This window comes from Olleya sp. AS48, assembly GCF_038900355.1.
Lineage (GTDB): Bacteria > Bacteroidota > Bacteroidia > Flavobacteriales > Flavobacteriaceae > Olleya.
Window position 1 is genome coordinate 409207 of the sequence record NZ_JBBMRD010000002.1, and the last position, 24962, is coordinate 434168.

The 24962-nt window shown below is 32.4% G+C and carries 24 protein-coding genes; 4 read left to right on the forward strand and 20 right to left on the reverse strand.

Annotated elements, in window-relative coordinates; all coding sequences use genetic code 11:
• Positions 1 to 95: 95 nt before the first annotated feature.
• Positions 96 to 1115, reverse strand: coding sequence for a phenylalanine--tRNA ligase subunit alpha (gene pheS / locus WNY60_RS04840; protein WP_342861668.1), 1020 nt, complete (start codon positions 1113 to 1115; stop codon positions 96 to 98).
• A 142-nt stretch (positions 1116 to 1257) separates the two neighbouring features.
• A complete protein-coding gene (locus WNY60_RS04845) occupies positions 1258 to 1614 on the reverse strand; it encodes a hypothetical protein (RefSeq protein ID WP_292943063.1) in 357 nt (118 codons plus the stop codon).
• A gap of 51 nt (positions 1615 to 1665) precedes the next feature.
• Here WNY60_RS04845 and WNY60_RS04850 point away from each other — a divergent pair, with 51 nt between their 5' ends.
• Positions 1666 to 2211, forward strand: a complete 546-nt coding sequence (locus WNY60_RS04850; protein WP_342861669.1) for a CvpA family protein — start codon at positions 1666 to 1668, stop codon at positions 2209 to 2211.
• Positions 2212 to 2214: 3 nt separating this feature from the next.
• Here the strand turns inward: WNY60_RS04850 and WNY60_RS04855 are convergent, their stop codons facing one another.
• The 15 genes from WNY60_RS04855 to WNY60_RS04925 all read right to left on the reverse strand — a co-directional run bounded on the left by WNY60_RS04855 (position 2215) and on the right by WNY60_RS04925 (position 18300).
• Complete coding sequence (locus WNY60_RS04855; protein WP_145006824.1) at positions 2215 to 2841, reverse strand: carbonic anhydrase; 627 nt, start codon at positions 2839 to 2841, stop codon at positions 2215 to 2217.
• Between the two features lie 11 nt (positions 2842 to 2852).
• On the reverse strand, positions 2853 to 4715 hold the full coding sequence (locus WNY60_RS04860; RefSeq protein ID WP_342861670.1) for a SulP family inorganic anion transporter: 1863 nt from the start codon (positions 4713 to 4715) through the stop codon (positions 2853 to 2855).
• Between the two features lie 104 nt (positions 4716 to 4819).
• Complete coding sequence (locus WNY60_RS04865; protein WP_261375452.1) at positions 4820 to 5488, reverse strand: DUF2490 domain-containing protein; 669 nt, start codon at positions 5486 to 5488, stop codon at positions 4820 to 4822.
• A 36-nt stretch (positions 5489 to 5524) separates the two neighbouring features.
• Complete coding sequence (locus tag WNY60_RS04870) at positions 5525 to 6151, reverse strand: carbonic anhydrase family protein (RefSeq protein ID WP_145005431.1); 627 nt, start codon at positions 6149 to 6151, stop codon at positions 5525 to 5527.
• 28 nt (positions 6152 to 6179) lie between these two features.
• The gene (locus tag WNY60_RS04875; RefSeq protein ID WP_342861671.1) at positions 6180 to 6983 is read right to left on the reverse strand and encodes a universal stress protein; all 804 of its coding nucleotides are present in this window, start codon (positions 6981 to 6983) and stop codon (positions 6180 to 6182) included.
• Positions 6984 to 6993: 10 nt separating this feature from the next.
• Positions 6994 to 8571 (reverse strand): SulP family inorganic anion transporter, encoded by a 1578-nt coding sequence (locus WNY60_RS04880; protein ID WP_145005425.1) that lies wholly within the window; start codon positions 8569 to 8571, stop codon positions 6994 to 6996.
• An 88-nt stretch (positions 8572 to 8659) separates the two neighbouring features.
• A complete protein-coding gene (locus WNY60_RS04885) occupies positions 8660 to 8902 on the reverse strand; it encodes a hypothetical protein (RefSeq protein WP_342861672.1) in 243 nt (80 codons plus the stop codon).
• Positions 8903 to 9005: 103 nt separating this feature from the next.
• The gene (locus WNY60_RS04890) at positions 9006 to 9761 is read right to left on the reverse strand and encodes a tetratricopeptide repeat protein (protein WP_342861673.1); all 756 of its coding nucleotides are present in this window, start codon (positions 9759 to 9761) and stop codon (positions 9006 to 9008) included.
• A 71-nt stretch (positions 9762 to 9832) separates the two neighbouring features.
• Positions 9833 to 11617, reverse strand: coding sequence for a BatD family protein (locus WNY60_RS04895; RefSeq protein ID WP_342861674.1), 1785 nt, complete (start codon positions 11615 to 11617; stop codon positions 9833 to 9835).
• Between the two features lie 26 nt (positions 11618 to 11643).
• Entirely contained in the window at positions 11644 to 12483 is an 840-nt protein-coding gene (locus WNY60_RS04900) for an aerotolerance regulator BatC (protein ID WP_342861675.1), read from the reverse strand.
• Between the two features lie 57 nt (positions 12484 to 12540).
• The gene (locus tag WNY60_RS04905; protein WP_342861676.1) at positions 12541 to 13578 is read right to left on the reverse strand and encodes a VWA domain-containing protein; all 1038 of its coding nucleotides are present in this window, start codon (positions 13576 to 13578) and stop codon (positions 12541 to 12543) included.
• 89 nt (positions 13579 to 13667) lie between these two features.
• Positions 13668 to 14672: a VWA domain-containing protein gene (locus WNY60_RS04910; RefSeq protein WP_342861677.1), complete on the reverse strand. Its 1005-nt coding sequence runs from the start codon at positions 14670 to 14672 to the stop codon at positions 13668 to 13670.
• Positions 14672 to 16345 (reverse strand): hypothetical protein, encoded by a 1674-nt coding sequence (locus tag WNY60_RS04915; RefSeq protein WP_342861678.1) that lies wholly within the window; start codon positions 16343 to 16345, stop codon positions 14672 to 14674. The genes WNY60_RS04910 and WNY60_RS04915 overlap by 1 nt, the downstream gene beginning before the upstream one ends.
• A 28-nt stretch (positions 16346 to 16373) precedes the next feature.
• Positions 16374 to 17240 (reverse strand): DUF58 domain-containing protein, encoded by an 867-nt coding sequence (locus tag WNY60_RS04920; RefSeq protein ID WP_145005405.1) that lies wholly within the window; start codon positions 17238 to 17240, stop codon positions 16374 to 16376.
• 58 nt (positions 17241 to 17298) lie between these two features.
• Positions 17299 to 18300, reverse strand: a complete 1002-nt coding sequence (locus WNY60_RS04925; protein ID WP_028283944.1) for a MoxR family ATPase — start codon at positions 18298 to 18300, stop codon at positions 17299 to 17301.
• Positions 18301 to 18460: 160 nt separating this feature from the next.
• Here WNY60_RS04925 and WNY60_RS04930 point away from each other — a divergent pair, with 160 nt between their 5' ends.
• From WNY60_RS04930 to WNY60_RS04940, 3 genes are read left to right on the forward strand one after another with little or no spacing between them, the layout of a single operon-like run.
• Positions 18461 to 19336 (forward strand): aldo/keto reductase, encoded by an 876-nt coding sequence (locus tag WNY60_RS04930; protein WP_342861679.1) that lies wholly within the window; start codon positions 18461 to 18463, stop codon positions 19334 to 19336.
• A 52-nt stretch (positions 19337 to 19388) separates the two neighbouring features.
• Complete coding sequence (locus tag WNY60_RS04935; protein ID WP_145005399.1) at positions 19389 to 20138, forward strand: SDR family NAD(P)-dependent oxidoreductase; 750 nt, start codon at positions 19389 to 19391, stop codon at positions 20136 to 20138.
• Between the two features lie 3 nt (positions 20139 to 20141).
• The gene (locus WNY60_RS04940; protein WP_145005397.1) at positions 20142 to 21272 is read left to right on the forward strand and encodes an ATP-binding protein; all 1131 of its coding nucleotides are present in this window, start codon (positions 20142 to 20144) and stop codon (positions 21270 to 21272) included.
• A 204-nt stretch (positions 21273 to 21476) separates the two neighbouring features.
• Here the strand turns inward: WNY60_RS04940 and WNY60_RS04945 are convergent, their stop codons facing one another.
• The 3 genes from WNY60_RS04945 to WNY60_RS04955 all read right to left on the reverse strand — a co-directional run bounded on the left by WNY60_RS04945 (position 21477) and on the right by WNY60_RS04955 (position 24820).
• Entirely contained in the window at positions 21477 to 22121 is a 645-nt protein-coding gene (locus WNY60_RS04945; protein WP_342861681.1) for a hypothetical protein, read from the reverse strand.
• Positions 22122 to 22136: 15 nt separating this feature from the next.
• Positions 22137 to 23081 carry an OmpA family protein gene (locus WNY60_RS04950; protein ID WP_342861682.1) on the reverse strand — a complete coding sequence of 315 codons (945 nt, stop codon included), beginning with the start codon at positions 23079 to 23081 and terminating at the stop codon, positions 22137 to 22139.
• 185 nt (positions 23082 to 23266) lie between these two features.
• Positions 23267 to 24820 carry an aldehyde dehydrogenase family protein gene (locus WNY60_RS04955; protein WP_145005389.1) on the reverse strand — a complete coding sequence of 518 codons (1554 nt, stop codon included), beginning with the start codon at positions 24818 to 24820 and terminating at the stop codon, positions 23267 to 23269.
• Positions 24821 to 24962 lie beyond the last annotated feature (142 nt).

Here is a 24962-nt window from a genome sequence, read left to right on the forward strand (position 1 = left end):
GAACAAACCGAACAAAACGAAGTTAAAGTGTTGTTAAATAAAAAAGCCAACTATTAACAGTTGGCTTTAAATTTTTATTTGCTTGATTATTAGCGTTATAGAGAAGATTTGAATTGTTCTAAAAATCTTACATCGTTTTCACTTAACAACCTTATATCTCCTATTTGATGTAATAACATGGCTATACGGTCTATACCTACACCAAAAGCAAATCCAGAATATTCTTCTGCATCTATACCGCAATTGGTTAACACATTAGGATCTACCATACCACAACCACCTATTTCCAACCAACCGGTTCCTTTGGTGATTTTATAATCTGTTTCTGTTTCAAGTCCCCAATACACATCTATTTCTGCACTTGGCTCTGTAAACGGAAAGTATGATGGACGCAATCTAATTTTAGATTTACCAAAAAGCTCTGTGGTAAAGTATTGTAAGGTTTGCTTTAAGTCTGCAAAACTGACGTCTTTATCTATGTACAACCCTTCTACTTGATGGAAAAAACAGTGTGAACGTGCTGATATTGCTTCGTTACGATATACACGTCCTGGAGATATTGTACGTATTGGTGGTTTATTGTTTTCCATATATCGCACTTGTACAGAACTTGTATGGGTACGTAATAGGATATCTGGATTGGTTTGCACAAAAAACGTGTCTTGCATGTCTCTTGCTGGATGGTATTCTGGCAAGTTAAGTGCTGTAAAGTTGTGCCAATCGTCTTCTATTTCTGGACCTTCGCTAACATTAAATCCAATGTTTGAAAAGATGTCGATAATTTGATTTTTTACTATAGATATTGGGTGACGTGAGCCAATGGTTATTGGTTCTCCTGGTCTTGATAAATCTCCACTTATACCTGCGTCTTGTGTATTGTTATCTAGCTCTTCTTTTAAAGCATTAACTTTATTTTGAGCAGTAGTTTTAAGGGTGTTAATTACTTGACCAAATTCTTTTTTCTGGTCGTTTGCCACGTTTTTAAATTCGGCAAAATAGTCATTAAGTAATCCTTTTTTTCCTAAATACTTTATACGAAACGCTTCAACCTCTTCTTTGGTTTGTGCCTTAAAGGCTTCTGCTTCTGCTATAAGTTCTTTTATCTTGTCTATCATGATCTTCTAAATGATTGGCAAATTTATGAATTTTATCGTGATTTGCGTTAGCGATGGAGGCATTTGTTGAAGCTCTTTTATTTGCCTTAAAGCAAATTAAAAGCGACTGCCGAGAGCGCGACCCTTGGGTAACGCCCAAAATTTATTTAATATAATCGGTCTCTATAAAGTAGTTTACTATGGCTTCTTTCATTAAGATGCTTTGTTCTCCTGCTTTTAAATTTGGTAATTCTTCTTTTGCTATGTAGTGTGGCCAACCGTCTTCGTCTACAAAATCAAATTCATAATACCCATAAGGTGTTAGCAGTTTACAGATTGCAATATGCATAAGGTCTAACTTATGATCTTTTTTAAATTTACGGTCTAATTGTCCTAACTCTTGTACGCCTATTAAATAAATTATTGCATCTAAATCTAGTGTGTCTCCATCTGCAAACTGGTTAGATAATTTGGTTACAACCTCTTGCCATCTCTCTTTTAACTGTTCGTCTCTTGCCATATTAATTTTAAAGTCGCAAAGTTAATTTATATTTGTCTAAAATCTAACTTTATGGCTGTAATTGATATTGTTTTAGGTGCTTTACTATTATTTGGTTTGGTACGTGGTTTGTTTAAGGGTCTTTTTGTAGAACTTGCATCCATTGTTGCTTTAATTGCTGGTGTTTATGGTGCTATTCATTTTAGCTATTTTGTTGCCGAATTTTTAATGGATAAAACGTCTTGGAATGAAAAAACAATTAATACTACTGCGTTTGCTATTACGTTTGTGATTATAATTTTAGTCATTAGCTTAGCTGGTAAAGCGTTAACTAAGTTAGCTGATTTTGCGTCTTTAGGGATTTTAAACAAACTTTTAGGTGCTGCTTTTGGTGCGCTTAAAATTGGTTTAATTTTGAGTGTTTTATTGATTGTTTTTGATAAAATGAATAATACTATCCCTTTTGTGCAGGAGGAGGATATTGAAGATTCTATTTTATATGCTCCTGTAAAATCATTAGCTCCAATGATTTTTCCTAGTATTATTAAGTCTGATGATACTTTATTGCAAGAGCCTATAATTGATCCTGAGGAACCGACTACTGAATCTGAAGTTTAAGGTTTAATCTAAGTGATAAATTTCCATTATGTCTTCTAGGTAATGATCAAAATCTATTTTTAGGTCAATTAGCTTACCTGTATGCACATCAAACACCCAACCATGTACTTTTAGGTCTCGATCTCTGTATGCTTTTTGTACTGCAGCTGTTTTTAATAGATTAACACATTGTTCTTTTACGTTTAGCTCTACTAAACGGTCGTATTTTTTTTCGTCGTCTTGGATTGCGTTTAACTCGTCTTTATGTATACGATATACATCACGTATGTTACGCAACCAGGAGTTTAATACGCCCAAATCTGCGGATTGCATTGCTGCTTTTACGCCTCCACACGCATAGTGACCACAAACTACAACGTGGTTAACTTTTAAGTGTACCACTGCATACTCTACAACTGACATGGCACTTAGGTCGTTACCTGATACCATATTTGCAATATTACGATGTACAAAAGCTTCTCCTGGACCTAAACCCATTAAATCCTCGGCAGTTACACGACTATCACTACAACCTATATATAGTAATTCTGGACTTTGTCCTTTACCTAAATTCTCGAAATAGTCTTTATCTGTGGCTAATTTATCTTGTACAAACTTTTGATTATTCTCAAATACTTTTTTGATATCCATTATCGACTACCTTAAAATTTATCCTCTACATTAGTTTTAATCCAATGTAAACATGAATTAAAGTCTTTAAAAATATGTTGTGTTGGTATTAATTCTGGAATAATACCAATACGTTCCATCATGTATCGTGGTTGTTTTAATAGATTAACAAACAACACATTTATGTTTTGTTTTTTTAAATCTACCAAAACGTCTTCCATCGCATATAATCCAGATTGATCCATATACTGCATACGACCCAATCTAATTACTACTGTTTTTGCTGTACTTGGAATTTGTTTTGCTAATTGCTGAAAGTCTGAAGTTGAACCAAAAAATAATGGTCCTTTGATGTGTTTTATAAATACTTCCTCTTTTAAGGCTATAGGGAAATTTGACTCGTCCGACCAAGCTTCTTCCTTTAACGGTTTCACGTCTGAACGTTGCGCTGTAAGGTCTCCAATTTTTTTCATGAATAATAAGGATGCGATAACCAAACCAATACCCACTGCATAAATTAAATCCCATACGCTAGACAGTACTAATACAACAAGCATTATCAATACTTCAGAGCTGACTTTTAATGGTCCAATCTTCATGTCCTTTGGTAATGCAGGAATTGCTTTTAGACCTTTATAATCCATAACACCAATACCTACTGTAATTAAAATACCTGCTAATACTGCTGCTGGAATTTTTGACGCAACTGGTCCTAATGCTAATAAGATAAATAGTAACATTACACCTGCGATCATACCAGATAGTCTAGTACGTCCACCTGCATTAATGTTTACTACAGTTCTAATGGTTGCACCAGCTCCTGGAATACCACCAAAAATTGACGCGATACTGTTACCTATACCTTGTCCTATTAATTCTTTATTAGGGTTGTGCTTAGTCTTGGTCATATTATCTGCTACAACACTTGTTAACAATGAGTCAATTGCACCTAATAATGCTAATGTTATTGCTGTAAAGATATAAGGCGAAATACTAGCGAAACTAAAACCTGTTATTATTTCAAAATTAGGTATTGGTAATCCTGATGGAATTTCTTCAATGGGACGATAGCCTAAACCAAAACCATAGGCTACACCAGAAACCACAACTAATGCCACTAAAGCACTTGGTATTTTGGTTGTTATACGCTTAAAACCATATACTATAAATATGGTAGCTAACGCTAAGGCAAGCTCTAACCAATTTATATTTTGAATGGCTCTTGGTAACACTTTTAGTGTCCCTAAAACGCCTGATGCCTCAGTTTTTGCAAGTGTTTTAGACTCTTTAGCAATATCTTCCGGTTGTAACTCTCCAGCTCTTTTAATAGTTTCTTTAAAATCTTCTAAGACTAAAATCCCTTCTCCTGCTTCTTCTCTAAGAATGTTTTCTAAAATTAACTCTTCAGCTTGTGGCTTAAATTTGTTGACGTATTCTATATCCTCTTTTGGATAATAACCAATGGATGGCAGGATTTGTGTCACTAATATTATAACACCAATTGCAGTCATAAAACCAGATACAACTGGATATGGTATATATTTAATGTATTTACCAAAACCTAAAACGCCTAATCCAACTTGTACTAAACCTGCTAATAAAAATACAGTTAAGATATATGGTAATGCCTTAGTAACGTCACCATCATGCGTTGCAATTATACTAGCAATTACAACCATACTTACTGCTGTCATTGGCGCAGTAGGACCAGAAATTTGAGTTGGTGTGCCACCAAAAAAGGCTGCAAAAAAACTAATAAATATAGCTCCATATAAACCTGCACTAGGTCCTAAACCAGAGGAAACACCAAAAGCTAATGCTAATGGTAAAGCCACAATACCTGCTGTGATACCTCCAAATGCATCTCCTTTGAAATTGGCGAAAAATTTCTTCATAGTTTAATAGTTGGGTTTATACTAAATTAACATTTTTTTTGAAGAATAAAAGTTTAGCCTGCTCTATCAGTCTTAATTAACAGTAAATTATGAGTTTGTGAGTTTTAAAAATTAACAAACGCCATAATATTGATTTGATCTCTGCTTGAGGTTTCAAAAAACTGATTCATGTATCCTAATTCTAACCTTAGTTGTTTAGAAAATTGGTACCCTAATCCTCCATATAAACGGTTTCTGTCAAAGATTTCACTTTTAGTATTTAAAAAAATCTCATTATAAGCTGAAAGATACAATGGATTATTACCATCAGCCTTATTTTGTAACGGAATCTTTAAGCCTAAAAAGTATCTAAATCGCATTTTAAAATCATCTTCAACAAAACGTTGTTCAAAGCGATAACGATGACTTAAATCAAGCACACCCACATTTTGCTTTGTTGTAAACTGCTGAAAAATTCGATGTTCGTTTACTGATACTTTTTGATCTGTATCTCCAACATAGTTTTCTGATAATATATAACCATAACCTAATAGTAAATTGTTGTTATTCTCGGTAAGATTATACCCTAAACCTGTCCTTAACAATAATTGCTCTAAATCTCCTACAGCATCGTAATTACGGTATTGCACTTCGTTATGAATATTCCATCCATTTTTAAGCTCTTTACTTCCAATATAGATTAGCCAATTACCTAAATTACTATCTTGGCTTAGTCCATAAAAAGGCAACACTAACATAAATGTTAGTGTTGCTATTATTTTATTCCTTTTCATTTTCATTTTCAAAATCCTCATAAAAATTATCTATTTCTAGTAAAAATCTACTGCTCCTGTATTAATATCATACATAGCACCAACGATTTTTATTTCGCCATTTTTTTCCATTTCTGTTAAAATTGGGCTTTCTGCGTGTATTCTATCTATTGTTAAATGCACGTTTTTCTTTGATACCTCATCTACAAACTCTAAGTTTTTAGAGGTACGTAAACTTTCGTCTTTAGGTTCTGTTACTGCATTTACAGCTGGTGTAATTTTTTGGATTAACTTTGTTAGGTTACCCATCTCTGCATGATCACAAGCACCTTTAACAGCTCCGCAACTAGTGTGACCTAATACGACGATAACTTTTGTACCAGCTAACTTACATGCAAACTCCATACTCCCTAAGATGTCTTCGTTTACAAAATTACCTGCGATACGTACACTAAAAATATCTCCAAGACCTTGATCAAAAACCAACTCGGCAGAAACACGAGAATCTATACAACTTAATATTGTTGCAAAAGGAAATTGTCCTTCACTAGTATCGTTAACTTGCTCTAAAAGGTTACGATTTGCTTTAAGGTTGTTTTGAAATCTCTCATTTCCTTCTACTAAAAACTGTATTGCTTTATCAGGTGTTAATGTTGCCTGAGTTTCTTTTGTATGTGCTTTCATTTTTGTGTATTTTAATATTATTAAATGACTACTTATGTAGCATTTTTGATTGTTGTCCTGTTAGTAATAATGAAACATTTAGTTTACTTATTACACTTTTAATGTTAGTGTTAGACTTTTGCTGCTGCGCATTATCAAAACACATTAGGTTAATTTTGCTTTTTAAAGCATATTTTGAAACATTATCTACTGCACCATCTCCTTTATCAAATACATACTCTACCGTTTTATTATTAGCTGTTGTATTTGATTGTTCTAACTTAGACACTATTTTAAATGCTTTAATAGGCTGATTAGTTTTACTAATCAATCTTTCAATAAAATTAGTGTCTGATGCTTGATCGTTTGTATTTAAAACACCCAACATTGCTTCTTGATTTGGTTGCAACGATTGGTTTGGTGCTGCAATCATAATTGATCCTTTATGTGTTTTTAAAACATAATCTGTAATATTATCTCCCATAAAGTTAATGGTTTTAGATTTTCTTTTACCTAAAACAATAATATCAGGTTGATAGTTTTTGATATATGCTTCAATTTCGAATTTTATATTACCAATAGCAACATCATATCCAATATTTAATTGATATTCCTGACAAACAGGTTTAATCAGGTTTTCAATTATTTTATTAGTTGAAATATGCTCCTCATTAATGGAACGCATAGCAGATAATTGGCTTTCTCTTTCTACAATGTCAGTCGGTTTTTTAACATGAAATAAAGTGATGTCTCCATCTAACATTCTTGCTAAACTTACCGTACTTATCAGTTCTGATGTTGCCGACTTATTTAAATCTGAAAGCAACAATATTTTATATTTATTGTTTTTCATGATTTAAAATTTATGCTGATTTTGGTCTTAGTTTAAAAAACTCGATAAAACTATCTGGATTTTCAACTATACCACGTTCTGATATTAACTGAATATCAATATTTCTTTCTTTAGCTTTAAATGCAAAATCTTCTAATATTTCGATAATATCGTTATCTAAATATCTAGTTTTTCTAACGTCAAGCTCTAAATACGTGTCTTTTGGTAAGCTATCTAATTCTTTTAAAATAGCACCTTTATTGAAAAAAGTAACTTCTTCAGCAAACGTCATTTTAATTTTATGCTTTCCGTTACTATTATCTTCGATGTGTAGAAAGTGTGAGTTTTGGTAGCTTTTAATTAATATTACTACAATTCCGACTAACAACCCTAAACCAATTCCCCATAATAAATCAATAAAGACAATACCTGCAACTGTTACTACAAATGGTACAAATTGCTTCCAACCCATGTCATACATTTTTTTGAATAAACCTGGTTTTGCTAGCTTATATCCTACAATTAATAAGATTGCTGCTAAAACAGATAAAGGAATCATGTTTAACAATTTAGGAATTAATACTACTGAAATTAATAATAAAAAACCATGAATAATAGCAGACATTTTACTACGACCTCCTGATTGGATGTTTGCAGAACTACGTACGATTACTTGTGTAATTGGCAGACCACCAATTAAACCTGAAATGATGTTTCCTGTTCCTTGAGCTAACAACTCTCTGTTAGTTGGCGTTACGTTTTTTTCTGGATCAATTTTATCTGTTGCCTCAACGCATAGTAACGTTTCTAAACTTGCTACCAATGCAATTGTAAAAGCAACTATCCAAACCTGAGGATTTGTTATTGCTGTAAAATTAGGAAAACTAAACTGTCCTATAAACGAGTCTAAATCTTCTGGAATTGGAACACTAACTAAATGTGTGTTTGCTATACCTAAACTAGAGCCTTGTGTTACAACAAAAAATACAATACCTAATACCACTGCTACTAAAGGTCCTTGAACAATTTGAAACACTTTACCTTTTTTAGACAATACTTTATCCCATAATAATAAAATTGCTAAACCTATTAAACCAATAGTCATTGATCCCATAGTAATGTTATCTGTAATATTTAATATTGCAGAAAAGGTGTTTTCTCCTGAAGTTTCAATAAAACTATCAGCACCTTCAGGCTCTGCATCGTAGCCAAAAAAGTGAGGGATTTGTTTTAAAATGATAATGATTCCAATACCTGTTAACATCCCTTTAATTACTGATGACGGAAAGTAATATCCAATAATACCAGCTTTTAAAATACCAAATACTATTTGAATAATTCCTCCTAATACAACTGCTACTAAAAAGTTTTCATAACCTCCTAATGATCCAATTGCTGTTAATACTATTGCTGCTAATCCTGCTGCAGGACCACTTACTCCAATTTTAGAACCACTTAAAGCTCCTACTACAACTCCACCAATTATTCCGGCAATTAGACCAGAAAAAAGTGGCGCACCACTTGCTAAAGCAATACCTAAACATAAAGGTAGTGCTACAAAAAACACGACTATACTCGCTGGTAAGTCATTTTTTAATGTTTTAAACATATATAAATTCATTTGTACCAATAACAGTTGTTATTGGTAATATTTTAATAATTATTTTAAATGGACTAATAGTCCGACTAATTTATTATTAAATGAATTCGGGAGGTGGGGAAATTAAATTAAGGTGTGGTTTAGGATAGGTTTTGAAGTGGTAACCTAAATACTTATTAATACTAGAGGCTTCATAAAAGGCATCTTCTGTGTCTTCTAATACAAAAGTCAAGTTTACATTTTTGTGCTCTTCCTCTTCTTCTGACAAACTATAAAACACAGATACATCCACAGTATCATCCATAACAATAATTATAGATGGAGCTGTTATAAGCGCCAAAAATAAAATTGTAAAGAAGATGGAAACTATCTTTTTATGCATATTTGTCTAAATAAGAAAGGCAAATATATAACTAAAGTACGATTTTAGTGTTAAGGAATAATTAAAAATTATTTAACAGCTTTATGTCGTTGGATAATATCCAACCTATTTTACCGTCTGCTATTTTAATTTTTTTCCAATCATTAATAGTGTCTAATACTTGTACTTTAGTACCTTCATGTAATACAAAAGCGTCAGTCCCTACGCTATTTGGCTCAGTTTTAACTTCGCTTTTTTGAGCAAATACTATTGCTGGATTATCTTTTTTGTCTAGTGTCTGTTTTTGAAACGCTAAACCTAAACTTATTAAAGATAAAAATAAAAATACGACACTAGAGCTAAAAGCTGCTCTTTTACGAGTCGTACTATCTGTAAAATAGTATACCAAAAATAACACTACAAATGCTAAAATAAAGCCTATAGCTATTTTAGCCCAATCATCAAAAGCAAAGGCATTGGTTAACTTATTAAAAAATCTAGACATACCTAATTGCGGAACCTCTTGTATGGCATCCACAGTCATATTTTTAGCATATGCGATGTTATTAAGTATCTCAGTGTCGTTGGGTTTTAACTGCAAAGCTTTTTCATAATAATAAATGCTAGGTGCTATATTATTTAACTTATAATGTGCATTAGCTAGATTGTAATACAACTCTGCAGAGTGCTGTTTGGTGTCTAATATTGCTTGGTACTTTGTAATAGCATCTTCAAATTTACCTTCTGTATATAACGCATTGGCTTGCTCAAAAACGGATTGGTTTTGAGCCACCAAGTTTCCTATGAAAAAAAATAATATGTAAAGTAAATGTTTCATGTAATCCGCTTTCTGCCTTAATATATTTTACCTAATAATGAGTCAAATCTAGCTTTCAGTATGTATTAACACTACTTAATCTGTTTGTCTATTAAATTAATTGTTGTTGCTGCTTTGTCATAATCTTGCTGCATTGTAACGTTAGTAATTGGCGTATACCTTGCTAATTCGCAATTTTCTAAAATCGCTTCAAAAGCTACAATCACCTGACTATCTACTTGTCTATCAGATAATAATTTTGCAATCTTTTCTTTGCTTAAATCTGAGGTTTCTATATTAAGTCTACCTTTAAGATAATTATGCAAAGCTTTTTCTAGCGCAACATAAAATGCTTCTTTTTGGCCTAGTGCTTTTTTAGCTTCAGTTAAATACTTTTTAGCCAACTTATCTGCTTTACGTTTTTTGTTCCCTGTTACATCTGCCGATCGCTCTTCTCGTTTTCTTCTGTAAAATAAGGCTAATGGAATTGCTAATAAAGGTCCTAAAAGACTAGTCCAAAATATAGTCGAGTTTAAAAAAGTATCGTTTTGAATAGCTGTAAAGTTTGAATCTGTTTTAATAAATGCGAATTGATTTTCATTTAAAACAACAGGTTGTTTACCATTACTAGACACAGGTAATTTATTATCCGCTTCTGCATAAACTGGTCCTTCTAATACATTTATTACTATTTCGTCAGAGCTAATTTGCTTATATGTTTCGGTTTTTAAGTCGAAATAAGAAAAACTAACTGGAGGAATCGGAAACTTACCTTTATATTGAGGCACAACCGTATATAGGTCTGAAATATTACCTTGCATACCTGCCATGTTGGTCCTAACATTTTCCTGGTGTTCCGGCTCATAAACCTCTAAAGTACTTGGCGTTGTTAACTTTGGCAACTCAAACAATTTTAAATTTCCTTGACCAGAAACCTCAATTTTAGCTTGTAGAGATTCCGTTGCATTAAGACTGTTTTTTGTTGTTGTCAAACTAAACACAAAATCACCAACTGCTCCTGTAAAATTATCTGGTTTACCCTCTTCTGGTAAAGGTTTTACATTAATTGTTCTAACGCTTGCAGTAATTGTTCTGTGTGCTTGAGTTTTTATACGATTACCAAAAATGTCTCGTCTATTGGTTGGCACGTCTATAGTAAGATCCAAACTTAATGGCTCTAAGACTAATTTCCCGGTTTTTTGAGGGTATAAAACGGTTTTACGTAGTGTTACAAATCTATAATCTTCACCTTTATAAGTTCCGTTTTGAGCTTTTATTCTCTGATCATCCATGCTCTGGCTCCAAAAACCATTATAAACTGGACTTTCAATTTCTCTGTAATTACTAATTCCAACGGTTGGCGAAACGTATAACTTATAAACAACACTTATGGGCTGGTTTAGATAAGGATTAGCATTAGATACTTCTGCAACTAAATGGATATGTTCTTGTAATAAATAATCTGGATCGTTTGGATCTTCAGGCTTCTCAATAGCTTTTGTAACGGTTATACTTATTGGTGATGTTTTATACTCTTGACCATCAATCTCGATTTTAGCTTGATTTATAGAAAACGTACCCATTTGTTTAGGCGCTAAAAAGTAACTGTAAATTTTAGTAAAACGTCTTGTTTTACCATTCCAAGAGTTGCTAACCGATTGATTTGGTCCACCAACTACAATAAAATCTGAAAAACTAGGTGGCACAAAGTTGTCACCATCTTTATTCATTTGAAAATCAACACGCAAACGCTCATTTAAGCCTAATCTTTTTTTACTAACTTTTGCTTGAAACTGAACCGCATCTTCATCTTGTGCAAAAGTAAAACTTGTTGTACAGGCTAATAAAAGGATACATATGTGTTTCAGTAATTTCATCTAATTAATACAATATAAAATGTTAGTTACCAATCTTTATCTGTTTGTTGTTTTACGCCTTTAACCTTTTCTGCATTTATTTTTTCTTGTACTTTTTGCTCTTGGTTATTCATGGCTTCTAGCAAGTTTTTTATTTGCTGTGGTGACATTTGACCTGGTTGTGGTTGATTTTGTTCGTTTTTTTGGTCACCTTCTTTGGGATCGTTTTTTTGATCATCTTTAGGATTACCATCTTCATCCTTATCTTGATCACCTTCTTTTTTGTCTTGCTCTCCTTGATCGTCTTTATTTTTATCTTCTTGCTCTTTCTCGTTATTTTCTTTTTGATCTTCGTCTTTATTTTGATCTTTATCTTTATCGTTTTCTCCGTCTTTATCGTCTTCCTGAGGCTTGTCGTCCTCTTGCTGTTTTGCACACTCCTTTGCTAATGCAAAATTATAGCGCGTTTCATCATCTGACGGATTGTTTCTTAAAGCGCTTTTGTAAGCTTCAACCGCTTCTTTGCACTTTTTTTCTTCCATTAGTATGTTTCCTATATTATGGAAGGCTTTATGTTTTTCTTCTTTAGAGGTGGCATTTTTAGCTGCTTGCTGGTGTCTGTATAATGACTCTTCAAAATCTCCTTTTTTAAAATACTGAGTCCCCAAATTATAGGCACCTGCTGCTTGCTTTGGTTGTAAAGATAGTGCTTTACGGTATTCCATTTCGGCTTCAACAAAATCGTCATTATTTGCTAAAGCATTAGCTTGAGCAGTATAACCTTGAGCTTCTAACTTTTGTTTAATTATAGCTTTATCTTCCGTATTATCTTGAGCTAAGATTGATAAGGATACCAATAAAAATATGTATGTTAAAAAGTGTTTCATTTAAATTAAATAACTCGCAAATATACTAAAGGCTTGCAATTGTTGATGTTAAGGGTTTTATAAATTCTCGTTAAATAGATTTAATTTTTTCAGCCAAGCTGTTTTTCTTTCTAACAAGAAAATATCTATAAAAAGTAGTAAGATAGCTAAACCTAAAAACCATTGAAATCTACTTTCAAAATTAGCGACTTGCTTAGCTTCAAATTCTGTTTTATCCATTTTATTTAAAATGTCCGTCATTTGATTTACAACTTTGTCTGTTATCGCACCATTTATGTAAGTACCATTTGCCTGATTAGCTATGTTTTTTAATGTGTCCTCGTCTAGTTTAGTAATAACGGTTTCGCCTTGTTTATCTTTTTTATAGTTAAGCAGGACTCCGTTACGTTTTAAAGGTATTGGTCCTCCATTAACGTCTCCAACACCAATGGTAAAAATCTTTATGCCTTCTTTACTTGCTTCTTCTGCAACTTGGACTGCAGCTTCACTATGGTCTTCTCCATCAGACAAAATTACTAAAACACGATTTGTCTGTTGATCATCGTCATAATAGGTTTTTGCAAGGTTAATTGCCTCATTAATTGCAGTACCTTGAGAGGATAGCATATCAGTATTTAGGTTTTGCAAAAACATTTTTGCTGCAGAATAGTCTGTTGTTATTGGTAATTGCGGAAATGCTTTTCCTGCGTAAGCGATAATACCCACACGATCGCTACCTAGTTTATCAATAATTTTAGAGACTAATTGTTGTGATTTTTCTAATCTGTTTGGCTTAATGTCTTCTGCCAACATACTTTTAGAAACATCTACCGCAAACACAATATCTACACCTTCTCGTTTTACAGTCTCTAGACTTGTACCAACTTTTGGGTTTACTAAAGCTAAGGTTAAACTAGCAAAAGCTAAGCATAAAACAACTAATTTTAATACCGATTTAAATATTGATTTATTAGGACTAAGTCGCTTTAAAAGCGCTGCGTTTGCAAATCTTTTTTGTGTTTGCTTTTTCCATAATAGTAGCAATAAAAAGAAGAGCACTAATACTGGAATTACCAGTAGTGTCCAAAACCATATTTTTTCTTCTAATTGAAACATTTATTTTTTATTTTAAGCTAACCAACATTACTATTTATGCTAACTATCTTTTTATTTTAAACTTTTTACAATTGCTTTATATTAATCATTTATACAAAGCTTCTAAATAGTGTTATTCTGATTAAAAACTCAATTAACAATAACAGTCCTGCAATCCAAACAAAGGGTCTAAAATGCTCTTGGTAAGTTGTAAATTTAATTTCATCAATTTCTGTTTTTTCAAGCTTATTAATCTCAGTATAGATTTGCTCTAATTTTTGATTATTAGTGGCTCTAAAATATTGTCCTCCAGTAACTTTAGCAATATCTTTTAGTAAATCTTCATCAATTTCTACTTGGACTCTATCATACTGAAACCTACCATTTGACAACGCAGACACTGGTGACAAAGCCATACCGTTAGTACCAAGACCAATAGTATATACTTTTATATTAAACTCTACAGCCAGCTCACTAGCAATTTTTGGATTTAACACACCAGAATTATTGACTCCATCTGTTAATAGTATAATGACTTTACTTTTAGCTTTACTATCTTTTAATCTGTTAACAGCTGTTGCTAAGCCCATTCCAATTGCTGTACCACCTTCTATAATGGTATTGTATTTAATATCCTCAAGTGAATTTAAAACTATTGACTTATCACTAGTAATTGGTGTTTTTGTGTAACTTTCTCCTGCATATTCCACCAAACCTATTCTATCATTTGGTCTTCCTTTTATAAATTTTGAAGCCACATTTTTTAGCGCTTCTAACCTATTAGGTTTTAAATCTTTTGCTAACATACTTGCAGATACGTCAATTGCCATAACAATATCTATACCTCTAGTTGTTTTGGTTTTTGTGTTAGTCTCTGATGTGCGTGGTCTTGCTAATGCAACTATTAAAACACCTAAAGCCAAAAGGCGCAAAGCAAATAATAAATGTTTTAAATTTGGCAGCCAAGAATTAGTAATTTTAAACCCTTTAAGGCTAGATATTTTTAGTTCTGCGTTTTGCTGTTTGTGCTTAAAAACATACCAAACTATTGCTAATGGTAATGCCAGTAACAGCCAGAAAAATTCTTTATTTAAAAATGTAATCCCGTCTAACATTAGTCTTCTTTTTGATTAAGTTCTACAGACGCTAAAACACGCTCTACAACTTGGTCTAAATAAATATCATCCTTCAAATATGTAATTAATATTTGCTGAGTTACATCTTTATTAGCAAAACTTAAAATTACAAATTGTCCATTTACATAATCCTCTTTATCGTCATCTACTGGATAATCAAATGTTCCGGATGTTTTAACACCTTCTGCTCCATTTGGAGTTTTAAACTTGTCTTTGTTAGAAATTATATTTCTTCCACCATCTGCTTCAATAGCTTTTAAATTATCTTCAATAGTTTTTAATACATTAGTTTCTGGAGAAGGTGCATCTTCTTGATCTGGTGAGCTTTTAACTACTGTAGATGTAATATCTACCGTAAACTTATCTTCTAGTTCATATTTAAAACTAGAAATTTTTATTTTATCGATTAAATCGTCTGGTATTGCTACTTCTTCACGCTTTAAAACTTCTGGAGTAGATATAGTTATTGGCGGAAAACCGTAATCACTGTCAACCCAACCACCTTCTAATAATTGTTTTGTGTCCTTTTGAAAAATAGTGTCTACGACATAATTAAAACCATACCTGTAACTAAAAGCTGCAAATGTTAGTCCCAACATAAAAATAATGGCAGCGATAGTCACCCATACTTTTTGACGAAACTCCTTTTTTTCTTGTTGTTTTTTATATTCTAAATCTAAAAGTTTTTCTTCTTCTGAAGCTTCTGGTAACGCTTCTTTTACATAATCAATTTCTTGATCAATTACTGTTCTATCAATTTTTGCTAACTCTACATCTGGAGCAGACTTTGCAAACTTTACTAAATCGGCACGTTTTAAAACCGATTCAATTTTTTTAATATGGTCTTTTGTTAATTCAATTTGATTACCATCACTTAATACTTCTAAGCGCGTAATTAGCTCGTCTGTGGTACTTTCTAACGCTCTGTCGTAAACTTTTTCGTCTAAATATTTACGGATTGCTAAGGTCAACTCTGAGTAATACTCTTTATACTTATCATAAGCTAGGTAATTGCTCTCGTCTAATTTTTGTAATGCTAATTTTGCTCTATCATAAGGTGGTAGTAAAGCTATTTGCTCCTCTTCTGTTAAAGGTTTTTTACGCCATACAAACCAGTAAATTAGAAATCCAATTAGACTTACTATTACTAATGCTAATAAAACATACTTCCACCAATCACTAGCTGGTTTTTCAACCGCTATCATAGGTTTGATGTTGTATAATTTTTGTTTTGTTGTGTCTACAACTATGTTGTTGACTTTAACTAATAACGAGTCTGTTATATATTGCTTACCTGCAATAATTATTTTTTGTTTAGGAATAACGTATTGACCAGAATCAAATTGGGTTAGTCCATATTTTTTAATCAGTTTATATTTAGCTTGTTGCTTTGTTGTATCTGTTTTATAGGCCTCAATCATTTCTAAAGGCATAAAAGTTTGACCAACCGGAAACACAACGCTATTTACAGTATCAGTTTCTACCTCAATCTTATAAGTAATTTGTTGTCCAATTTTAATGGAAGTAGAATCTATTGTAGCTTTAACTTGTGAAAAAGAAATGAATGGTAAAAGCAAAAAGGTAAAAGCAATAAGACCTATGCTTATAGTCTTAATTGTACCCAACCTATTATAATTTATTTTTGTATTCACTGTTAAGTTTTTACTTTACTCTAATTAATTATCCTCTAGTTTTAAAATAACCTAATAGTTTTTTTACGTAACTCTCATCTGTTCTGCAAGCTAAACTACCTGCTCCAGATTTAGCAAAACTATCTTTATAATAGGCTACTTTCTGGTTATAAAACTTAGCGTAATTATGTCTTACTGATTTTGATCCTGTATTGACTAACATTAATTCGCCAGTTTCTTCATCTTCCATCTGCACCATTCCTAAATTAGGAATACTAGCCTCGTGTTTATCAAAAACCCTAATCCCTGTAATGTCATGCTTTCCTGCAGCTATTTTAAGGGTTTGTTGGTAATCGTCTGCAATAAAATCACTCATTACAAAAACAATCGCCTTCTTTTTCATCACACTACGTAAAAACTTTAAAGCTTCGACAATATTGGTTTGTTTGCTTTTAGGCTCAAATTCTATTAAGTCTCTTATGATTCGTAAAACGTGAGAACGCCCTTTTTTGGGAGGTATATATAATTCGACTTGATCGGAAAATAAAATCAATCCAATTTTATCGTTATTTTGCGTTGCAGAAAAGGCTAATGTTGCAGCAATTTCAGTAACAATTTCACTTTTAAATTGGTTTTCTGTACCAAATAATTCTGATCCAGAGACATCAACCATTAACATCATGGTCAATTCTCTTTCTTCTTCAAAAACTTTAATATGTGGTTGATTGGTACGTGCAGTAACATTCCAATCTATGTTTCTAACATCATCACCATATTGGTATTGTCTTACTTCAGAAAAAGTCATACCTCGACCCTTAAAGGTTGAGTGGTACTCTCCTCCAAATATATGATCAGACAAACGACGTGTCTTAATCTCTATTTTTCGTACTTTTTTTAGTAATTCTTTAGTATCCATTTTTTAAGTATGCAGTGTGCAGTCTTGAGTTTACAATTAACAATTTGTAATAACTCAATTATGGAACTTCAATTTCGTTAACTATTTTATTAATAATATCTACAGACGTTACATTTTCGGCTTCAGCCTCATAGGTAATTCCAACTCTGTGGCGCAACACATCATGCACTACAGCGCGCACATCTTCTGGTATTACATAACCACGACGCTTTATAAATGCATAACATTTTGCTGCTGTTGCTAGATTAATACTTCCACGTGGTGAAGCACCAAAGCTAATTAATGGTTTTAAATCGGCTAGTTTATAGTTTTCTGGATAACGTGTCGCAAAAATAATATCTAAGATATATTTTTCAATTTTCTCATCCATGTAGACTTCTCTAACTGCTTCCTGCGCTTTTAATATTTGCGCTACAGACACGACAGGATTTACCTTGTCCCAATTACCTTTTAAATTAGCACGCATAATTAGTTGCTCTTCGGCTTGTTTAGGATAATCTATAACCGTTTTTAGCATAAAACGATCCACTTGTGCTTCTGGCAAAGTATACGTTCCTTCTTGTTCTACTGGGTTTTGAGTTGCCATTACTAAAAATGGCTTATCTAATTTAAACGTTTCATCTCCAATAGTCACTTGCTTTTCTTGCATGGCTTCTAACAAAGCAGATTGTACTTTTGCAGGTGCTCTGTTAATCTCATCCGCTAACACAAAATTTGCAAAAATCGGTCCTTTTTTAATAGAAAAATCGTTCTCTTTCATATTAAAAATTAAGGTACCAACAACATCAGATGGTAATAAATCTGGTGTAAATTGTATACGACTAAAACTAGCATCAATAGCTTGAGACAACGTATTAATAGCTAATGTTTTTGCTAATCCAGGTACACCTTCTAACAAAATGTGTCCCTGTCCTAATAGTCCAATTAATAATCGCTCGACCATGTGTTTTTGTCCAACGATAACTTTATTCATTTCAAGCATTAGTAAATCTACAAATGCACTTTCCTTTTCAATTTTCTCGTTAATCGATTTAATATCAATTGTACTTGTTTGTTCCATTATGTAATATTTTTAAAGGCAATGAACTATCTATTCTAATTCAAGTTGTGCAAATTGTTAATTTTTTTATTGCAATCGTGTTAATAATTGGTTAAAAATAGGGTGTTTATTAGACTTTTAAGAGTAATTTATGTTTTACTTTTATTGAAGATTTTAAACTATGACAAAAAATAAGTACTCTCAAGTAATTGCCGGAACCATGACTTGGGGAAAATGGGGCAAACAATTAGACCAAAAAGAATACATAAACCTAATGCACCATTGTATTAATAATCAGATTACTACATTTGACCACGCAGACATTTATGGCGATTATACAACTGAAGCAGAGTTTGGTAACGCTTTCGCGGAAAGCAATATAGACAGAGACCAGATACAACTAATTTCTAAATGTGGAATAGAGTATATTGGCAATGCACGTCCGCAATTAAAAGTTAAACATTATAATTATAGCAAGGATTATATAATTTGGTCTGCAGAGCAATCCCTAAAAAACTTAAAAACGGACTATTTAGATTTATTATTACTGCACAGACCTAGTCCTTTATTACAAGTTGACGAAGTAGCTGAAGCTGTTACAACACTAAAACAACAAGGTAAAATAAAAGAGTTTGGTGTCTCTAATTTTACACCTTCTCAAACCAATTTATTAACTCAAAAAATTGAGGTTTCTGTAAATCAAATCGAATTTTCTCTCACTCATCATACAGCAATGCATGATGGCACATTGGATGACCTTTTATTAAATAATATCAAACCTATGTGTTGGTCCCCTTTAGGTATAACTTTTAAAGAAGACACAGAACAAACAAGAAGAATTCATAAGCAATTAGGAGTATTATCGCAAAAATACAATGCTACTGAAGATCAATTACTTTTATCTTGGATATTAAAACATCCTGCCAACATCACACCTGTAGTTGGCACCACAAATAGCAACAGGTTATCTGGCGCAATTGCAGCAACAAAGATAAATTTAGAATTAGAAGATTGGTTTTTAATTTTGGTAGCTAGTCAAGGACATAAAGTACCTTAAAAACAAGGTCAAAAACTAAAAACAAATAATTGCTTAAACAAGACATAATTAAATGAATAAAACAGCATTAATAACAGGAGCAACTAGCGGAATAGGTCGTGCAACAGCTCATGAATTTGCAAAACAAGGCATTAACTTAATTCTTTGTGGACGTCGTCAAGAAAGATTAGACACCATTGAAAAAGCTTTAGAAAAACAAACTAATGTCTACACGTTAAATTTTGACGTTAGAGACAAAAAAGAAGTATTTGAGGCAATTAATAGTTTACCAGAAACATTTAAACATATTGACATATTAGTTAATAACGCAGGAAATGCACATGGATTAGACCCAATACAAGATGGCGATTTAGACGATTGGGATGCTATGATGGACATTAATGTCAAAGGGTTGTTATACGTTAGCAAAGCCATTATACCACAAATGACTGCTCGCCAATCTGGACATATTATTAACATAGGCTCTTCTGCAGGAAAAGAAGTCTACCCTAAAGGTAATGTGTATTGTGCAAGTAAACATGCTGTTGTGGCACTTACAGAAGGGATGCGTATTGATCTTAATCCTTTTGGCATTAAAGTCACAGCCATAAATCCTGGTTTGGTAGAGACAGAATTTTCTCAGGTTAGATTTAAAGGAGACGCCAAAGCAGATAACGTATACAAAGGCTACAAAGCGCTACAGCCAGAGGATTTAGCAGAGGTTATTTATTTTGCAGTATCACGTCCAGCACATGTTAATATTGCTGATGTTTTAATGTTTTGCACAGCCCAAGCAACCTCAACTATTGTAAAAAAAGAGTAATCCATGATTAATAAACGCTTACTTATTAAAAACTTACTTGCACATAACGACGAGAATAGTTTTTATGATAAAAAGCGAAAAATTGATATTAATCAAAAAGAAGGTAAAGCTAAATTTTTAAAACATGTTTGCGCTTTATCCAATTCCAATCCTAAAAACAACTCGTTTATAGTTATAGGCGTAGAGGATGAAGATAACACCATAATTGGCGTTGATTTTTTTGACGATTCTAAAATCCAAAACTTAATCAACGCTTATTTATCAAATCCACCAATTGTACAATACGAGAATATTCCTTTTCCACACTTACCAGACCACAAAGTCGTTGGATTAGTTACTATACGCGCTAATAATGGTTTGACTTCTCTTAGAAAAAACATTTGGAAATATTATGGAGGATCAGTCTTTTTTAGAGATGGAAGCATTAGCATGCCTAAAGTTTTTAATAGCGAAATACAAGATGTAAACTCCAAAATCGTTGAAGCTATTGAGAACCATGCACAAAACAATATACAATATACATTAGATGGTGTTTTTGATTTTATGAAAAAACGCCAAGACTACAATCCTAATTATATTGTTTTTAAAGAATATTTTGTCCTGTGTTGGTCTGGCGAAAAAAAGCAAGTTAAAGATGAAACGTTTTACTCTAGAGTAGACATTGAGCTTATTAATGAGCAAGTCCGTTTATTTTTTTCAACTTTAGATGAAGTTGCAATTACTTTTAATGAAGATTCTTTTACGATTATTGAATACTTAAAACTAGGACTTCAAAATTCTTATAAATATTATCCATTAGAAAAAACAGTTATTAATTTTACTGACAATGCTAGCTATAACATAGAGTCTACCTTAGTTTTTAATCCTCCACAATTTGACAAAAAAGTATTACACCACATATACAATAGTAATAATGTGATTTTAGAAAAACTAAAAAAAAGACAAATTTTAAATAATAACGAAATAAAAGATCTAAACAACCTACCTGATACGTATCTTATATGTTATCTGAATTTATTTCATGAAGCTTTGGACAAATTAAATGAGGCAAAACCATATTTAAAACCGCTTCCTGAAGTATACAGAAAGTACAAAGACGTCTTGCGTATTTTACGAAAAGTAAAATACAATTAAGATTAAAGTTGTTGTTTAAAGTATACTTAAACAACAACTATAAATAGTTAATTAATACAGCTATTAAACAATAGCAAACCTATTAATTAACAGAAAACCTTGATTCTCCCGACAAAGTTTCGGCATTGAATAAGGTTTTAAATAACTTAAAAAGCCAATATTTACAATTGTAAATATTGGCTTTTTTGTTTAAAGAGTTAAATATTATTTTCCTCCATCTAATTGGTCTTGCCAATCTTTTAACTCTTGCCACGATCCTTTAGCTGCTAAATCTGCTTGCTTAGGCCAAGTTCCAGGTTTATGCATTTCAAATCGTTTCCCTCCACTTTTAAGTATCTCTTGACATTTTTGGACTGTACAACCTGCCAATGCTGTCCAAGTTGTAATATTATGATTATGAAATAACTCTTTAATTTTTGGTCCTATACCTTCAACTACAGTTAAATCGTCTTGTTTTATTTTTTTACCCAATGCTGTTTTAGCTGCTGTTGCATCAAAAGCAATCACAGTTGCTTCGGTTACCTTAGGAGTTATAGGAGCAGCACTAGCTACAACATCTTTTTTAATTGCTGAAGTTGATGTTGGTGTTACATTTGAAGTAAATGAAGTTGCGGTATTACCAGCTCCAGAGGATCGTGACACGCTATCTTTACTTGCTTTACAGGCAGCTAAATCGGTTTCTAATTTGCTAATTCTATTTTTATAAACATTTAAATCTATGTTATTGTTATTATCCTGATTGCTACCTCCAAATAAACGACCTAATAAATAGCCTAATATTGCACATATTGCTCCTACTAATAATGGGATTAACCAGCATGGAATACTTATAGTTAATAATACATTCATAATTTTTATTTTTTGTTAGTTAATGGTTACTTCTACTCTTCTATTTTTTGCGCGACCCTCTTCTGTAGCATTATCTGCAATAGGTAAATCTGGACCTTTGGAAAATGATTGTATTTTACTACTGTCTATTCCATTTTGGATTAAATATTGTTTTGTAAAATCAGCGCGTCCTTGCCCTAATTTTATGTTAGTTGGTCGACTACCAGTATTATCTGTAAAGCCAGTAACAGTAATTAATGCACCATCAACCTTATCTATATATTTTACCATATTTGAAACTTTTAGTCTTTGACTATCCGACAAACTAATGGTCGCTTGAGCAGTATCAAAGTATAAAATTAAAGGATCTGCTTTTATGGTGTCTCCTAACTTTTTGGTGTCTTCTTCAATACTTGTGTCTCCTGCAGCTACAGTCTTTACTTCGTAACTTAATGGTCCTTGCAATACACCTTCTGCATTAGCGTTAAAATTATCATCCAATTTACCGTAAGTATTAATATTTTTTGAAGCCATACCTTTTGATACAAAATAATTTTTTGCAGCATTGGCACGTGCTAACCCTAAATCCGGAAAGACTGAGTTATTAACCTCATCACTACGATAATGACCATAAATATTTAATAGTTTATTAGGATTACTATTGTAATACGCGACCAGCTTATTTGCGCCTTCACCCACACTAGAAGTGATAGAATCAATAATTAAAGGGCTAGAAGTTTTAAAGTTTAAATTATCATTAATTTGAAAATCTAAATCACCATTAACATCTTTTACTGCAAATGCATTAATGGTTGCTGTTTTTTGATCTGTTTTTACTGAAACATCTTCAGTATTTGTTGTATTATCTATAGCAACTTTATCTGCTTCAAGACATGGTTTACAACATAAATACCAGTACAAAATTGTACCTAAGATAATGGTCAGTAAAATACCAAGAAGATAACCGGTTTTTTTACTCATTATGGTTTTGTTTTAAGTTAATGACTATCAAGTTATTAAAAAATTAAAAATCTTTTAACATTTATCTTAACTAAATGAATTATAGACGCTTAAAAATCGACCAACGACCTAAAAAGTTAGCTTAAAACAAAAAAAGCCACATCTTTCGATGTGGCTTAACTTCCGCGAAAGCGAAAAAATAATTATTATAAATCAAACTTAATACCTTGAGCTAAAGGTAATTCGTCCGAATAATTTACTGTGTTTGTTTGTCTTCTCATGTATACTTTCCAAGCATCAGATCCTGACTCACGTCCACCACCTGTTTCTTTTTCTCCTCCAAAAGCACCACCAATCTCTGCTCCAGATGTTCCAATGTTTACGTTTGCTATTCCGCAATCAGATCCTGCAAAGGATAGGAATTTTTCTGCTTCTTTCATTTCGTTTGTCATGATTGCAGATGATAATCCTTGTGCTACTCCGTTTTGAACAGCAATTGCGTTTTCAACTTCACCAGAATATTTCATTAAATATAAAATTGGTGCAAATGTTTCATGCTGTACAATTTCAAAACTGTTTTCTGCTTCAATTATAGCTGGCTTAACATAACATCCAGACTCGTAACCTTCACCTTCTAAAACGCCTCCTTCTACTAGTACATTTCCTCCTTCTGCTTTTGCTTTTTCAATTGCAGCTAAATACGTATTTACTGAATCCTTATCGATTAATGGTCCAATATGATTTTTTTGATCCAATGGATTACCAATTGTTAATTGTCCATAAGCACCTACAATTGCATCTCTTACCTTATCGTAAACCGACTCGTGAATGATTAGTCTTCTAGTTGATGTACAACGTTGACCACAAGTCCCAACTGCTCCAAATACAGCACCAGGAACAACTACTTTTAAATCTGCTGTTGGTGTAATAATAATGGCGTTGTTTCCTCCTAATTCTAATAACGATTTTCCAAAACGCTCTGCTACTGTTGCTCCAACAATACGTCCCATTCTAGTAGATCCTGTTGCAGATATTAATGGGATTCTATGATCTGTTGTCATAAACTCTCCTACTTTGTAGTCTCCATTTATGATTGCCGAAATACCTTCTGGTAAGTTATTTTCTTTTAAAACTGCAGCAATAATGTTTTGACATGCTACAGAACATAATGGTGCTTTTTCTGATCCTTTCCAGATACATACATCACCACAAACCCATGCTAAAGCTGTATTCCAAGCCCAAACTGCTACTGGAAAGTTAAATGCTGAGATGATACCAACAACACCTAAAGAGTGCCACTGCTCGCGCATTACGTGTCCTGGACGTTCAGATGGTATTGTTTGCCCATTAAGTTGTCTTGATAGCCCAACTGCAAAATCACAGATGTCAATCATTTCTTGTACTTCACCATATCCTTCTTGTAAAGATTTACCCATCTCGTAAGAGACTAACTTTCCTAAAGGTTCTTTTAATTCTCTTAATTTATTACCAAATTGTCTTACAATTTCACCTCTTTGTGGTGCTGGCATCGCTCTAAAGCTTTTAAAAGCTTCCGTAGCTGTAGTGATTACTTTTTCGTAATCTTCCTTAGTAGTTGTAGATACTTTTCCTATTAATTTTCCATCAGTAGGAGAATATGAAGCGATTAAATCTCCACTTCCAAAATTATTAGACCCTGTAGAAGTCCCTTCATTTATATCTTTTAAGCCTAATTGTTTTAAAGCTTCTTTTATTCCGAAATCAGTTGAAACTGCTTGCATATTTCTTTAATTTTTACGAATTATTTAATTTTTAGCGAATATACTAATATTTCTTCGTTTTAAAATACGTCCTGTCTTATAATACTGTTAAGCTTTAACTCAAAAAAATAGATTAAAAATTGTCTATGATTAATACTTGAAA

What these genes read in the sequence shown, in the direction of transcription:
- WNY60_RS04955 (WP_145005389.1), bottom strand. Translation starts at nt 24,820, where the DNA reads ATGCAAGCAGTTTCAACTGATTTCGGAATAAAAGAAGCTTTAAAACAA.
- pheS (WP_342861668.1), bottom strand. Translation starts at nt 1,115, where the DNA reads ATGATAGACAAGATAAAAGAACTTATAGCAGAAGCAGAAGCCTTTAAG.
- WNY60_RS04865 (WP_261375452.1), bottom strand. Translation starts at nt 5,488, where the DNA reads ATGAAAAGGAATAAAATAATAGCAACACTAACATTTATGTTAGTGTTG.
- WNY60_RS04850 (WP_342861669.1), top strand. Translation starts at nt 1,666, where the DNA reads ATGGCTGTAATTGATATTGTTTTAGGTGCTTTACTATTATTTGGTTTG.
- WNY60_RS04860 (WP_342861670.1), bottom strand. Translation starts at nt 4,715, where the DNA reads ATGAAGAAATTTTTCGCCAATTTCAAAGGAGATGCATTTGGAGGTATC.
- WNY60_RS04880 (WP_145005425.1), bottom strand. Translation starts at nt 8,571, where the DNA reads ATGTTTAAAACATTAAAAAATGACTTACCAGCGAGTATAGTCGTGTTT.
- WNY60_RS04875 (WP_342861671.1), bottom strand. Translation starts at nt 6,983, where the DNA reads ATGAAAAACAATAAATATAAAATATTGTTGCTTTCAGATTTAAATAAG.
- WNY60_RS04900 (WP_342861675.1), bottom strand. Translation starts at nt 12,483, where the DNA reads ATGAAACACTTTTTAACATACATATTTTTATTGGTATCCTTATCAATC.
- WNY60_RS04870 (WP_145005431.1), bottom strand. Translation starts at nt 6,151, where the DNA reads ATGAAAGCACATACAAAAGAAACTCAGGCAACATTAACACCTGATAAA.
- WNY60_RS04950 (WP_342861682.1), bottom strand. Translation starts at nt 23,081, where the DNA reads ATGAGTAAAAAAACCGGTTATCTTCTTGGTATTTTACTGACCATTATC.
- WNY60_RS04910 (WP_342861677.1), bottom strand. Translation starts at nt 14,672, where the DNA reads ATGTTAGACGGGATTACATTTTTAAATAAAGAATTTTTCTGGCTGTTA.
- WNY60_RS04890 (WP_342861673.1), bottom strand. Translation starts at nt 9,761, where the DNA reads ATGAAACATTTACTTTACATATTATTTTTTTTCATAGGAAACTTGGTG.
- WNY60_RS04895 (WP_342861674.1), bottom strand. Translation starts at nt 11,617, where the DNA reads ATGAAATTACTGAAACACATATGTATCCTTTTATTAGCCTGTACAACA.
- WNY60_RS04930 (WP_342861679.1), top strand. Translation starts at nt 18,461, where the DNA reads ATGACAAAAAATAAGTACTCTCAAGTAATTGCCGGAACCATGACTTGG.
- WNY60_RS04905 (WP_342861676.1), bottom strand. Translation starts at nt 13,578, where the DNA reads ATGTTTCAATTAGAAGAAAAAATATGGTTTTGGACACTACTGGTAATT.
- WNY60_RS04925 (WP_028283944.1), bottom strand. Translation starts at nt 18,300, where the DNA reads ATGGAACAAACAAGTACAATTGATATTAAATCGATTAACGAGAAAATT.
- WNY60_RS04945 (WP_342861681.1), bottom strand. Translation starts at nt 22,121, where the DNA reads ATGAATGTATTATTAACTATAAGTATTCCATGCTGGTTAATCCCATTA.
- WNY60_RS04940 (WP_145005397.1), top strand. Translation starts at nt 20,142, where the DNA reads ATGATTAATAAACGCTTACTTATTAAAAACTTACTTGCACATAACGAC.
- WNY60_RS04845 (WP_292943063.1), bottom strand. Translation starts at nt 1,614, where the DNA reads ATGGCAAGAGACGAACAGTTAAAAGAGAGATGGCAAGAGGTTGTAACC.
- WNY60_RS04855 (WP_145006824.1), bottom strand. Translation starts at nt 2,841, where the DNA reads ATGGATATCAAAAAAGTATTTGAGAATAATCAAAAGTTTGTACAAGAT.
- WNY60_RS04935 (WP_145005399.1), top strand. Translation starts at nt 19,389, where the DNA reads ATGAATAAAACAGCATTAATAACAGGAGCAACTAGCGGAATAGGTCGT.
- WNY60_RS04920 (WP_145005405.1), bottom strand. Translation starts at nt 17,240, where the DNA reads ATGGATACTAAAGAATTACTAAAAAAAGTACGAAAAATAGAGATTAAG.